General features: G+C 76.0%; 10 protein-coding genes, 1 tRNA gene and 1 pseudogene. 5 read left to right on the top strand and 7 right to left on the bottom strand.

Annotation, left to right across the window (positions count from 1 at the left end; all coding sequences use genetic code 11):
* Positions 1-131 precede the first annotated feature (131 nt).
* Positions 132-788, top strand: coding sequence for a histidine phosphatase family protein (locus ACGFSC_RS28985; RefSeq protein ID WP_359908990.1), 657 nt, complete (start codon positions 132-134; stop codon positions 786-788).
* 112 nt (positions 789-900) lie between these two features.
* On the opposite strand, the gene ACGFSC_RS28980 is transcribed toward ACGFSC_RS28985, so the two are convergent.
* Complete coding sequence (locus tag ACGFSC_RS28980; RefSeq protein WP_359908987.1) at positions 901-2,523, bottom strand: tetratricopeptide repeat protein; 1,623 nt, start codon at positions 2,521-2,523, stop codon at positions 901-903.
* A 262-nt stretch (positions 2,524-2,785) separates the two neighbouring features.
* Between ACGFSC_RS28980 and ACGFSC_RS28975 the strand changes: the two genes are divergently transcribed.
* The 3 genes from ACGFSC_RS28975 to ACGFSC_RS28965 all read left to right on the top strand — a co-directional run bounded on the left by ACGFSC_RS28975 (position 2,786) and on the right by ACGFSC_RS28965 (position 4,900).
* Positions 2,786-3,301, top strand: a complete 516-nt coding sequence (locus ACGFSC_RS28975; RefSeq protein WP_359908985.1) for a hypothetical protein — start codon at positions 2,786-2,788, stop codon at positions 3,299-3,301.
* 104 nt (positions 3,302-3,405) lie between these two features.
* Entirely contained in the window at positions 3,406-4,311 is a 906-nt protein-coding gene (locus ACGFSC_RS28970; RefSeq protein WP_359908982.1) for a fused MFS/spermidine synthase, read from the top strand.
* A 130-nt stretch (positions 4,312-4,441) separates the two neighbouring features.
* Entirely contained in the window at positions 4,442-4,900 is a 459-nt protein-coding gene (locus tag ACGFSC_RS28965) for a GNAT family N-acetyltransferase (RefSeq protein ID WP_359908979.1), read from the top strand.
* 262 nt (positions 4,901-5,162) lie between these two features.
* Here ACGFSC_RS28965 and ACGFSC_RS28960 read toward each other — a convergent pair whose 3' ends face one another.
* The 5 genes and pseudogenes from ACGFSC_RS28960 to ACGFSC_RS28940 form a co-directional block, all read right to left on the bottom strand.
* Entirely contained in the window at positions 5,163-6,080 is a 918-nt protein-coding gene (locus tag ACGFSC_RS28960; protein ID WP_359908977.1) for a hypothetical protein, read from the bottom strand.
* A 110-nt stretch (positions 6,081-6,190) separates the two neighbouring features.
* Complete coding sequence (locus ACGFSC_RS28955; RefSeq protein WP_359908975.1) at positions 6,191-6,637, bottom strand: DUF4442 domain-containing protein; 447 nt, start codon at positions 6,635-6,637, stop codon at positions 6,191-6,193.
* Positions 6,638-6,820: 183 nt separating this feature from the next.
* Positions 6,821-6,896: transfer RNA gene (locus ACGFSC_RS28950), tRNA-His, on the bottom strand.
* A gap of 176 nt (positions 6,897-7,072) precedes the next feature.
* A complete protein-coding gene (gene orn / locus ACGFSC_RS28945; protein WP_359908973.1) occupies positions 7,073-7,675 on the bottom strand; it encodes an oligoribonuclease in 603 nt (200 codons plus the stop codon).
* A 638-nt stretch (positions 7,676-8,313) separates the two neighbouring features.
* A pseudogene (locus ACGFSC_RS28940) lies at positions 8,314-9,555 on the bottom strand (helix-turn-helix domain-containing protein); the annotation flags it as partial.
* 1,025 nt (positions 9,556-10,580) lie between these two features.
* Between ACGFSC_RS28940 and ACGFSC_RS28935 the strand changes: the two are divergent.
* Positions 10,581-11,387 carry a GNAT family N-acetyltransferase gene (locus ACGFSC_RS28935; protein ID WP_359908971.1) on the top strand — a complete coding sequence of 269 codons (807 nt, stop codon included), beginning with the start codon at positions 10,581-10,583 and terminating at the stop codon, positions 11,385-11,387.
* Positions 11,388-11,515: 128 nt separating this feature from the next.
* Here the strand turns inward: ACGFSC_RS28935 and ACGFSC_RS28930 are convergent, their stop codons facing one another.
* Positions 11,516-12,685, bottom strand: a complete 1,170-nt coding sequence (locus ACGFSC_RS28930) for an HAD-IA family hydrolase (RefSeq protein WP_359908969.1) — start codon at positions 12,683-12,685, stop codon at positions 11,516-11,518.
* Positions 12,686-12,856: the final 171 nt, after the last annotated feature.

Genomic DNA, 12,856 nt, shown 5'->3' with positions numbered 1-12,856 from the left:
GCCGGCGTGCGGCCGCGGCCGCCGCCACGGCCCCCGCGATCGTGGCCGCCGTCCGGGTGGGGGATCATGGAGCCCGGTGCTCAATGGTGAGACCGACCGTTGCCACCGCCCTGCTGTCGCTAGGAGCCCCCATGCCCGCCCGCATCGTGCTGGTCCGCCACGGCGAGACCGAGTGGTCCGCCACCGGCCGCCACACCGGCCGCACCGACATCCCGCTGACCGAGGAGGGCCGCGCGATGGCCCGGGCCCTCGGCGCCCGTCTCGCCAAGGCCCCCTGGAACGGGCTGCCGGACGCGCTCGTCCGCACCAGCCCGCTCGGCCGGGCGAAGGAGACCTGCGAGCTGGCCGGTTTCGGCGACCGCGCCGTGGAGCGCCCGGAGCTGATGGAGTGGGACTACGGCGCGTACGAGGGCCGCACCGGCGCGGACATCCGGGCCACCGACCACCCCGGCTGGCTGATCTGGCGCGACGGGGTGCCCGGCGGCGAGAAGCTCTCCGACGTGGCCGCCCGGGTGGACGCCTTCCTGGCCGGCCTCAACGAGGAGCACGGCGTCCCGGAGCCGGACACCACCGTGATGCACTGCGCCGACCGGGACGTGGTCCTGTTCGCGCACGGCCACCTGCTGCGCATCCTGGCCGCCCGCTGGCTGGGTCTGCCGCCCGAGTTCGCCCAGCGGTTCAAGCTCGGTACGGCCGCGCTCTGCGTGCTGTCCTGGGAGTACGGCGCGCCGGCGGTGGAGATCTGGAACGACCTGTCCCACCTGGACGGTCCGACCGCCGGGCAGTGACCCCGGGCGGGCGCCGACCGCGCCGGTCCCCGGTCCGTCGACCGCGCCGGTCCCCGGTCCGTCGGGCGGCCCGGGGCTTCTCCCGGGGGCCTGCCCGGGCCCTGTGCGGGTCCTACGCGGCCGCCGCCCGGTCGTAATCGGTCAGGAACCGGCGCACCTCGGGCACCGCGACGTGCCGGCGCAGCCGTCCCGCGGTGTCCGCGAGCATGCTCCGGATCCGGGCCGAACCGACGGCGTCGAACAGCGCGACGGCGGCCGAGCCGTGGTGCGCCGCGCCCGCCAGGTCCCCGCGGCCGAGCCGGTCGTGGGCCAGCTCGGCGGTGTACAGCACCCGGTTGCGGAGGAAGTGCGGCTCCTGGAGCGTTATCGCCAGCACGGCCTGCTCGCTGGCGCGGTCCCAGTCGCCGAGCGCCGACCAGCACTGCGACTGGAGCCCGGCGATCTCGGCCTCGCCGAAGAAGGACATCCACTCCGGGTCCCGCGCACCGGGGCCCCGGTCGAACAGGGCGTACGCCCGGCCGAGGGCGCGCTCGCAGGAGGCGCGGTCCTGGAGCAGGGCCCACGCACCGGCCTCGCGCATGGTCAGCAGGGCGAGCAGCCGCTCGGAGTCCAGCTCCCGGGCGGCGACCTGCCCGGCCTGGGCGGCGCGCAGCGCCTCGCGCGGGCGGCCGGCGTCCCGGGCGAGGAAGGCGCTGTTGCAGAAGACGTGCGCCTCCAGCCCGGAGTCCCCGGCCATCCGGGCGGTGGCGAGCGCCTCGGAGTAGAACGAGCGGGCGTCCGCGAGACGGTTCGAGTCATGGGCCAACCAGCCGACGGAGATGGCGAGTTCACCCGCCCCGGCCTGGAGCCGGCGCTCCGTCTCGGCGCTGTACTCGCACTCGTTGAGCAACACGTAGGCGTTGCGCAGCGACCGCCCGGCGAGCTCGTACAGGGCGTCGGCGCCGTGCGCGTCGTCGGCCAGCCGGATCTCCCGGACGGCCTGCTCGACGCCGAACACCTCGGCGGCGCCGACCCGGCGCGACGGCGCCACCGGCCCGGGGCGGCCGGGCACCAGCGGTTCGCCGCCGAGCAGCGACGGTGCGGTGAACTCCGCACCGGGGAAGGCGCCTCGGGCGGTGAGCGCACCGGAGGCGCCGTCGGCACCGGCCTGCCGGCCGGCGGCCGATGCGGGTCGGTCGATGCCGATCACGGCGGCCAGCGCGGTGGTGCCGCCGGCCAGGAACGTACGGCGACGCACGTCGTCGTTCTCCTCGTCGAGATAGGGCGATCCATCGGGCCCCCGGGGCGCCGTCCCGGGACTCGGCCACGGGGGCCCGTCCGGAGCGGCTGGATCCGCGTACGGCGAGGCAGCGTACGGGAGTTGAGTGGAGAGTGGTGAGCGCGGGGCGGGCGGGGGCGGGAACGTCGGGTGGAGCGGAGGTGGTTCGCTCCACCCGACGGATCCGGCCACCGGGCGGCGGCGGACGGAGGTCCGGGGGGCGAAGCCGAGGTCGGTGAGCGTGCGGTCCGGCCACATGTGCCGGAACACCCGCTCGTAGGCGTAGTTGGGGCAGCGGATCTCACCGGATTCGACCCGTCCGACGTAGCGGGCGTCGCAGGACACGTGCTCGCCGATCTCGCGGGCGGCCCTGCGGACGGCCGTGGCGAACTCGCCGGGTGAACGGTCGCCGCGCAGCGCGCGCATCACGGGGTTGGGGGACGGTCGGTTCGGCTCGGCCGGTGGGGTGGCTGCCATGGCGCCGAGAGTACTCGGAGTCACCGAGCGGCCACATTCGGTTGGCCGGACATTCAATGTCAATGCAGGGCAAAAGGGGCGATGTTGCTGGGTATCCGCCATGAAATGCCATGCCTTGCTGTAATGCGCCCCGTGGCCTGCGGCGCTGGCCCCGCGTTGTCCTGGTACGCGGAAAAAGCCCATGCCGTCGCCCCGGCCCGTCCCAGCCCGGCGGCCCCGCCCAACGGCTGTGCTTCCGGACCGACGAGGTACAGGAGAGCCCATGATGGCCACCGGACTGCCGCAGTACCGACCCGTCCGCGGGGGAGTGCTCGCCGGCGCCGCTCCCGCCCTGCTCCCCGAACCCGCCGACGACCGGCGCCCCGGCCGGGGACCGGTCGAGGGCGGCCGCACCCCCTGCGGCGGCCGCCGCCGCGAGCGCACGACCCCCGACGAGGGGACCTCCGTCACCGCCTGCGACACCGTGACCGTCGCCCTGCGGCACGGCCTGGAAGCCGTCGACATCCTGAGACTGCGCCGCGCCTGCGGAGCCGTCCTGCAGAGCCGCAACGGCAGCACCGTCTCCTTCCTCGTCCCGGCCGGCACCTGGGAGACCTGGCACCTGCCCGGCAGCTCCTGTACCGCGGGCGCGCTCGTGCCCGCCACCACCGACCCGCGCTGGGTGATCCCGCCCTCCGGCGCCGGCCGCACCGCACGCCCCACCGACGCCTGGGTGCTCCGCTCCGCCCTCTGCGAGGCCGCCTGCACGCTCACCGCAGGCGGCCTCGGCCCGTTCTAGCGGGCGTGCCGCGCGGATCCCGCCGGGCCCCCAACCTCCGGCCGGGTCCCCGGGGCACGCCCCTGACCTGTGGGTGTTCCACCCCGACGGCGATAATGGCCGGTATGGGACGAAGCAGCAGAGCCGCGCGCGGCCCGGAACCGGCGGCCACCACCGGACCGGACGGACGCACCCACGCCCAGGGCCCGCTCAGCCGCCCCGTCGGCTCCGGCCTCGCCGAACTGCGCCCCGACCGCGACCGCCCCGCCGCCTGGTCGCTGCTGATCGACGGCGCCCCGCAGTCCCTCGTCGACCTCGCCGACCCCACCCACCTCGGCTTCGAGTACCAGCGCCGGCTCGGCCACCTGATCGACCTGGTCGCCCCGCCCGGCCGCCCGCTCACCGTCCTGCACCTCGGCGGCGGCGCCCTCACCCTGGCCCGCTACACCGCCGCGACCCGGCCGCGCTCCCGCCAGCAGGTCGCCGAGATCGACACCGCGCTCACCGAACTCGTCCGCGCCGAACTCCCCCTGGACCGCGGCTGGCAGATCAAGGTGCGCGGCGCGGACGCCCGCAGCGTGCTGGAGCGCACTCCCGAGGACAGCGTCGACCTGGTGATCACCGACGTCTTCTCCGGGGCCCGCACCCCCGCCCACTGCACCACCGTCGAGTTCACCACCCTCGCCGCCCGGGCCCTCGCCCCCGGCGGCTGGTACGCCGCCAACATCGCCGACGGCGGCGCCCTGCCCTTCGCCCGCTCCCAGGTCGCCACCCTCGGCGCGGTCTTCCCCGAGCTGTGCCTGATCGCCGACCCCGCCGTGCTGCGCGGCAAGCGCTTCGGCAACCTCGTCCTGGCCGCCGCCCACACCCCCCTCCCGGTCGCCGACCTCACCCGCCGCGCCGCCTCGGACTCCGCCCACGCCCGGGTCGAACACGGGCGCGCCCTCACCGACTTCGCGGCCGGAGCCGTTCCGGCGACGGACGCCACGGCGGCCCCGTCCCCGGAACCGCCGCCGGGGGTGTTCCGCTGACGGCCGCGGTCCGGCGCGTCCAGCGGTGAACCCCGGCAGCGCCGTGCCGCCCGCCGCAAATCCGTTGGCGGACGACCGGATCGCGGCCGACAATGGCGCTGCCGTCCGGCCACCGACCCGAGGGGGTGCCATGGAGATCAGACCGGCCCGGCCGGACGAGGCCGCGCTGCTCACCGGCATCGCCCTGCGGTCCAAGGCGTACTGGGGCTACGGCGAGGCGTTCATGGCCGCCTGCCGGGCGAAGCTGACCGTGGACGCCGGCGTGATCGAGCGGTCGGCCACGGTGGTGGCCGAGCACGGCGGGCGGGTGCTGGGGTTCGTCTCGCTCTCCGGTGCCCCGCCGACCGGGTCGCTGGACCAGCTGTTCGTCGAGCCGGAGTCGATCGGCCGAGGCGTCGGCCGCGCGCTGTTCGAGCAGGCCCGGGGCCTGGCCGTGGAGCTCGGCCTGCGCCGGCTCACCATCGACTCCGACCCGAACGCCGAGCCGTTCTACCTCGCGATGGGTGCCACCCGGGTCGGCAGCGTCCCGTCCGGCTCGATCCCGGGGCGCGAACTCCCGCTGCTGGTCCTGGACCTGGCCGTGCAGTAGGCGGGCTGCCGCTGCCGCTGCCGTTGCCGTTGCCGCCGCCGCTGTCCCGGCGCGCGCCCGGCGGCGGGAGACGCCTCGGCGGCCCCGGGACGCGCGCAGCCCGACGCCGCGGCTCGACCGACCCGGGACCGTTCGCTGCCGGAGTGGCACCGAGTCCCGGGCCTTCGGTCTTCGGCCGGGCGGTGCCCCCGCCCGCGCCTCGCGATGCGCGTACCCCGGCGTCGGCCCGCTCGTTCTCCGGGTGGACGGCGGGAGTTCGAGTTCAGTGCCCGCGTGGCAGCCCGCGGTGCTTCCACATGGCTGCCCCGGTGAGCAGCAGCCCGGCGGCGATGGGGGCGAGGACGGCGGTCGCGGTGGCGGAGCCGTCATGGGAGGTGGCCGCCGTGGCGGTGTCGGCGATGGCCACCGCCGCGGGCGTCCGGCCGGGGCCGGCTCCGGCGGGGGCCGTGGAGTCCGCCGGCCGGTCGGGCTCGGCGGCGGGTCCTGCCCGGTCGACGGTCGTGGCCGTCGCCTCCTGGACCAGCGGTCCCTCCGCGGCCCGGCGCTGCCGGGGAACGGCGGGAAGGGAGTCGTCGGGTCGGCGGCGGGCGGCGGAGGACAGGCCGGCGGGTCCGCCCTCGCGGGAGGCGCGGGGGTCGTCGGGCCGGGCCCGGGCGGGGAGGGTGTCGAGGAGGCCGGAGGCGAGCGCGAAGGCGTCGGGGACGGCCGCCCGTTGGCCGGGCAGGGGAAGGCCGCCGGCCCGGATGCGTTCCTGGAGGGTGCCGCCGACCGTGCCGACCGCCCCGGTGGTCCCGTCGGCCGGGCCGTTGCCGGCCGGTTCCCCGGCGGCCCCGGGGGAGCGGTCCGGCGGGCCGCCCGCCGACGGTCTGCCCGCCGAGGGCCCGGACCCGACGGGACGCTCGGCTGACTGTCCGTCGAGGGCGGGTCCGTCGAGCACCGGCCGGTCGAGTGCCGGGGCGCCGTGCAGCGCGCGCCGGACGGCGGGCCGGGCCGGGTCCGGCGGTGGGTCGGCGGCGGCCGCGTACGCCCCGGGGGCGCCGACCCCCCAGAGTTGGGTGAGCAGGGCTCCCGCGGCGGCGACGACCCGGGGGCGGGGCAGCCACCGGGCGATCCCGCGGCGGGCACCGGCGTCGCCGCGAGGGGCGGGTTCCTGGGGCTTGGTCGCGTGATTGGCTCGCACGTGAATCGAGAACGAGCGGCCGGGTGGTGAGGTCACGCCCGCCGTCACGGACGGTCATCGCGCGGGTGGCCCCGGGGCCGGCGCTCCCGGGGCCAACGGCCGCGTGGTGGTCAGGAGTTGGGGCGCAGCGTCCAGGTGACCGTCATCACGCCGGTGACGGCGCCGTCGGCGCGGGTGATCTCGACGGTGACCGGGAACTCGGGGCGGCCGCCGGCGTCCAGTTCGGCGACGATCTCGGCGGCCGGGCGGCCGAGCACGGCGGTGGCGGTGACGTCGCCCATGGCGAGCTTCTTGTACGCGATCTCGGCGTTCACGGCGAGCGGCACGGCCCGGGACAGCTGGTCGCCGAAGGCGGCGAGCACGATGCAGCCACTGGCGGACTCGGCCAGCGTGAACATCGCGCCGGCGTGCGGGCCGCCGACGTGGTTGTGGTACGCGGGCTGGTCCGGCAGGCGGAGAACGGCCCGCTCCGGAGTGGTCTCCAGGTAGTCCAGGTTGAGGGTGTGCGCCATCGGCACGGTGTCGTCGAGCAGCTTGCCGATCGTGGGTGTGGTCATGGCGACGATGTTACTAGCCGGTAGCTTCCGGCGGCAGGGGGTCGGCCGGAAAGTCGACCCGGCGGGCACGTGTGAGGGAGCGCACATCCGGGTGGGGGGCGTGCAACTGAGGCCGTGCACAGCTGAGGGAACGCGAAAACGCCTGAGGGGCCGATCTCTTGAAGAGATCGGCCCCTCAGGCTCTGGGGTGAGTGACGGGACTCGAACCCGCGGCCACCTGGACCACAACCAGGTGCTCTACCAACTGAGCTACACCCACCATCTGTCCGGTCCGTTCCCGCTCTCGCGTTCCCGTTCCGACAGGAAGAACTCTACAGGATCCGAGAGGGTGCTCGCGCCAGGGTTTCGATCCGGCTGACGCGGGCACCTCCTCCGACCCTCCGGCGGGGTTCCGCCGGGCCGTTCCGGGAGCGGACCGGCCCGGCGGAACCGGGTTCAGCTCGCCGGGGACCGGTACTTCCCGGCGATCGCCCGCGCCGTGTCGGCGTCCGGGCCGGGCTGCGGGACGAACACCGCCTCGCGGTAGTACCGCAGTTCGTCGATGCTCTCCCGGATGTCGGCGAGCGCCCGGTGGTTGCCGCCCTTCTGCGGGCTGTTGTAGTACGCCTTCGGGTACCAGCGGCGGGCCAGCTCCTTGATCGAGGAGACGTCCACGATCCGGTAGTGCAGGTGCTTCTCCAGGGCCGGCATGTCCCGGGCCAGGAAGCCGCGGTCGGTGGCCACCGAGTTGCCGCAGAGCGGGGTCTTCCCCGCCTCCGGCACGTGCTCGCGCACGTAGGCGAGCACCCGCTCCTCGGCCTCGGCCAGGGTCACGCCCTGCTCCAGCTCCTCCAGCAGCCCGGAGGCGGTGTGCATCTCGCGCACCACCTCGGGCATGTTCGCCAGCGCCTCCGCCGGCGGCCGGATGATGACGTCCACGCCCTCGCCGAGGATGTTCAGCTCGGAGTCCGTCACCAGCACCGCGACCTCGACCAGGGCGTCCCGGTCGAGGTCGAGGCCGGTCATTTCACAGTCGATCCATACCAAACGGTCATTCACACAACTCACCCTACGGCGCGATCACGCGCCGCGGGGACCGGTGGAGCCGAGCGGGGTGCCTCGGCCTGGTGCTCCTCCGGCCCGTCGTGCGTACCGGGGCCGTCCGGGTGCTCGCCCTCCCGGCCGGCCCGGACCGCATGGCCGTCCCGTCCGGCCCGGACCTCGCGCGCCGCCCGGGCGCCCTCGGCCGAGGGCCGGCCGGCCGCCTGGCCGCGGACCTGCGGAGCCCGGGCCTGGCGACCGCGGAGCTCACCCGGCCCCGAGCCCGGCTGCCCGGCCGGGGCCGGCATCCGTCCCGCGGCCGCGCCGTGACCGCGCCCGGCCGCACCCGGCTCGTCCGCGGGCCGCTCGGCCGCGCTCCGGTGCCCCTGGCCCTGACCGCGGACCCCCGGCTGCGGGAGACCGTCCTCCGCCGCCGCGTGCTCCGCGGTGCGCGGCGGACGTCCGGTCCCCGCCCCCGGTCCGGCCTGCGCCGGAACCACCGGCGGCCGCAGCGGACCGCGCCCTGCCGCACCCTGCTGCCCGGGGTGCGACTGCTGTGCGGCCTGCTGGTGCGGGTACGGCTGACCGGCCCGGACGTGGAAGGGCTGGCCGGTCGGCGTCCCGACCTGGCCCGGACCGAACCCGCCGGGCTGGCCGTGCGCTCCCGGCTGCCCGTGACCGATCTGCTGCCCCTGCTGGCCGTGCGGCACCGGTTGCCCGTGCTGCCCGACCGCGAGCGGCGCCCCCGGACCGGCCGGGAACGGCTGCGCCGACGGCACACCGTGCGCCCCGCCGAACAGCGGCCCGCCCGCCGGCGCGACCGCGCCCGCCGGGTGCGGCAGCGCTCCGGGCAGCCGCAGGTCGCCGAGCGCACCGGCCGGCGCGCTCGGCTGCTGACCGGGACGGCGGGCCCGGTAGCTGGTCCGGTACGCGGCCGGGGAGACCCCGAGCTGGCGCCGGAAGTGCCCGCGCAGCGCCACCGGCGAACGGAACCCGCACCGGCGCGCGACGTCGTCCACCGACAGCTCCGAGGTCTCCAGCAGCCGCTGCGCCTGGAGCACCCGCTGGGTGATCAGCCACTGCAGCGGCGCGCTGCCGGTGAGCGTGCGGAACCGCCGGTCGAAGGTGCGCCGGCTCATGTACGCGCGAGCCGCCAGCACCTCGACGTCGAACTGCTGGTTGAGGTTCTCCAGCGCCCACGTGACCACCTCGGCCAGCGGGTCGTTGCCGATCTCCTCCGGTAAAGACTGATCGATGTACTGGGCCTGTCCTCCGCCGCCGCGGCGGCTCGGCACCACCAGGCGGCGGGCCAGCGCGTTGGCCGCCTCGGCGCCGTGGTCGCTGCGCACCACGTGCAGGCACAGGTCGATGCCGGCGGCGGTGCCGGCGGAGGTCAGCACGTCGCCGTCGTCGACGAACAGCTCGCGCGGGTCGACGTGGACCCGCGGGTAGCGCTTGGCCAGCGTCGGCGCGTACATCCAGTGGGTGGTCGCCGGGCGGCCGTCGAGCAGACCGGCGGCGGCCAGCACGAAGGCGCCGGTGCAGAGCCCGATGATCCGGGCGCCCTCGTGGTGGGCCTTGCGCAGGGCGGTGATCGCCTCGACCGGCGGCGGCTGGGAGATCGAGCGCCAGGCCGGAACGACGATCGTGCCGGCCCGGGCGAGCGCCTCCAGGCCGTACGGGGCGGAGAGGGTCAGGCCGCCGGTGGTGGCCAGCGGACCCTCCTCGCCGGCGCAGACCAGCAGGCGGTAGCGGGGCACCCCGGCGTCCTGGCGGTCCACGCCGAAGACGGAGAGCGGGATGGAGCTCTCGAAGATCGGGGCGCCGCCGAAGATCAGCACGGCGACGGTCTCCCGGCGGCGCCGGCCGGACAGCTTGCGCGGGGCGGAGGACGTCATCGGGGTCGGGGAGCCGTTCGCGCCGGGCCCGCCGTGGCCCAGCGGGCCGTGGCCGTGGCCGGAGCCGAGGGCGAGGCCGCCGAGCGGACCGCCGCCCGGGCCGGCGGCGGGGGCGCCGTTCAGGCCCGGGGCGCCGCCGCCGTAGCCGGGGTGGCCGGAATGACCGGGGTGGCCGGCGTGGCCGGGATGGCCGGGATGGCCTCCGTACTGGCCGGGATGGGCGAGGTGCCCGGGGTGGCCGGAATGGCCCGGGTGCTCGCCGCCGTAGGACTGGCCGGGACTGACGGGTCCTCGGCTGACGGGCTGTCCGCCGAACGACGACTGTCCGCCGAAGGCGGGCTGGCCGCCGTAGGGGGACTGGCTCCCGTAGGGCGTCGCCACGCCGTGGTCCGCGGCGGTCGGCGTCGCACCGGGACCGCCGCCGGCGCCCGCCCCGGGGGAGGGCACCGTGGAGTACGAGGAGTGCGAAGCGGCGCCCTGGGGGCCGGAGGTGCGGGTGGTGGCGATCGCGGTGGTGCCAGTGCCTCTCGCGGACCGACCCGCGCCGCCGGCCGCCGCCTGGCCGCTGTCAGGACCCGCGTCGCTCCTGCTCACCCTGCTCAAGGCGCTCAAGCCCCCTCGGTGGTGTGGTGTGGGTGGTGCGGCACTGCTGGCCAAGATCGAAATCTATCGGGTGGACCATTGCCGTTGTGACAAGTTCACCATCCGACGCTATGTCGACATGGCAATTTGGCGTGATGCATTCGATCACGAAGCGTGGCACCCGTCGACCTTTCTGGGAAGAGGGCCGGGGCAACGGTGGCTGGTTGTCGCGGGACGGTTCCTGGGGCGTCCGGCTCCGGTGCGCCCGGCCGGCTGGTCTGGGCTGCGGATTTGCCCAAGCGGGAGGGATCGGCGCGAAATTGACCGAAAATCGGCGGTGCACGAGGGGGCGCACGGGGAGAAGTCGTGCGCCTCCCAGGCTTCATCCGGCCAAGCCCAGAACGGGGGAACCGGGAACCGGACCGCCGGGTTACGGTCCTGCCGTGAACACCAGCAGCCGGCTCGAACGGGCCAACGACAACGCCGCCGCCTTCTGGCTCGCCCAAGCCCGGGTCCACGGCTGGCGGTCCCGCACCCGCCCGGGGCTGACCGCGGTCCGGTGCGCCCGGACCCCGGACGACGCGCACCGCATCGTGGTGACCCGCCCCTACGACGAACCAGCGGCCTTGGCGCAGGAGTTGGCGGACCTGATGGCCGACTGGTCGACCATACGCTGCACCGTGGAGGACCCGTACGACGGGCTCGACCTCACGGGCCTCGGGGCCACCCGGATGCCGCTCATGCCGGTGATGGTCCGGGACCCAGGACCGGTCGAAGGCGCGACCGCCGTCCTGCCCGCGGTCTCGGAGGCGCGCGGAGGCGGGGTCCTGACGGTGGATGAGGCGCGGGACGGCGACGGCTTCGCCATGGTCGAGCGGGCCATCGTGGAAGGCTTCCCGCTGCCCGCCCGACAGCCCTGGGTCCGGGGCGGAGCCCTCCCGGAGCAACTGCTGGACGTACCCGGCTGGCGGGGTTGGCTCGGCCGCGTCGACGGCGCGGTGGCGGGCACCTGCCTCACCTATGACGACGGCCGGGCCACCGGCGTGTACTGGGTCGCCACCCTGCCGGACCGGCGCGGCCGCGGCGTGGCCGGCGCCGTCCTCCGGACCGCGCTGGCCCACGCACACCCGGACCGCCCGGCCACCCTGGTCGCCACCTCGCTCGGCGAACCGCTCTACCGCAAGCTCGGCTTCGTCGAGCAGGCCCGCACCTGCTGGTGGACCCGCACGTCGGCGGCGCCGGTGGGGTAGCCGGAGCGGGGCGGGGCGGTGGCTTCCGGGTGCGGGTGCCGGGCGGTGGGCGGCGGGCAGGGGCGCGGTGGCGCTGGGATGCGGTGGGGACGGTGGGGACGGCGGGATGTGAAGGGGGCGGCCGGGCGCTACTGGGCGGCCGCCACGGCGGCTGCGGACGCGGTGGTCGCCGAGCGCGATGCGGAAGACGCGGACGATGCCGTGCCGGGCGCAGCGGTGAGGGCGACCGGGGCGGGTGCGGCGCCGTCGGGTCTCGGGCGGACGGTCGCGGCTGCGGTCGTGGCTCTGGCCGGCGCTGCGGCCGTCGCTGCGATCGGTGCGGGGCGGAGGCCGTCCGAGGCCGGGCCCGGTCTGCCGGCCGCACGGGTCCCGGAGTCCGCTCCGGGGTCCGTGCGGGCCTCGGCGATCACGGCAAACCCGCCTGATCGGTTTCGGACACCGGGCCCGCCCGCGGGGGCCCGCTCGCCGGCCGGCCCGGCCGTTGCGGAAACGGATGCGCTCGGGCCGTCCAGGGCGGCCATCGCGGGATGTGCGCCGGACCGTGCGCCGACCAGCGCCGTCGCGTAGCCCGGCATCCCCGCTGCCGTCTTCCGGAGCGGCCCGTCGGAGCGGAGGCCCGGTCGGGGCGAGGGCGCGTTCCGTGCGGCGAGGACCTGGCCGACCGCCTCCGGCAGACCGGCCGCCTTCAGCGTCGGCCGGTAGCCGCTCTCCGCCCACGGCCGCCCGTGGTGCAGCCAGACGCTGCGCAGCCCGGTCAGTTCGGCACCGGCGATGTCGGCGGGTGCGTGGTCCCCGATCATCCAGGTGTGTTCGGCCCAGTCCCCGGTGGGTGCGACGCCGCACCGTTGGGCGGCCATCTCGAAGATCAGCGGGTCCGGTTTGACGCAGTCGGCCTCCTCGGAGATGACCCAGCCGTCGACCAGCGGGCCCAGTCCGGTCCGCCGGATCTTCTCCAACTGCGGCCGGGTGCCGCCGTTGCTGACGATCCCGAGCGTCCACCCGGCCGCCCGGGCGGCTCGCAGCGCCTCGATGTGCCTGGGCGGGCAGTGGATGTGGGAGTTGATGCCGCGTCGGTAGTGGGCAATCAGGAAGTCGGCCGAGACGTCCAGCCCGTAGCGGCGCCGGACCGCCGACAGTACGGTGCTGCGCGGAACGTATCCGCCGCCGTCGAGGGTGACGAACCACTCGAGGTCGCCCGGCGGGAGATCGTGTTCGGACAGGAAGTCCTGCGCCCAGGCCCGGTAGGCGGCGTCCCGGGGCAACAGGGTGTTGTCGAGGTCGAACAGGAGCAGGGGCATGCCAAGCATGGTGCCAGCGGCCGAGCCTATGCACCTGGCAAATGCCAGACGGCGTCGCGAAGCCGTACGGAGTGGCCGAAACGGCCTCCGTACGCCTGCGGCGGGCGGTGACGCGCGGGCCGTCCGGGGCTATTGGGGCAGGTCGGACGTCACGGTTCGCGACGCGCCGCA

The organism is Kitasatospora sp. NPDC048715 (assembly GCF_043198905.1).
GTDB lineage: Bacteria > Actinomycetota > Actinomycetes > Streptomycetales > Streptomycetaceae > Kitasatospora > Kitasatospora lactacystinica.
This window is presented reverse-complemented; position numbering and strand designations above follow the sequence as displayed.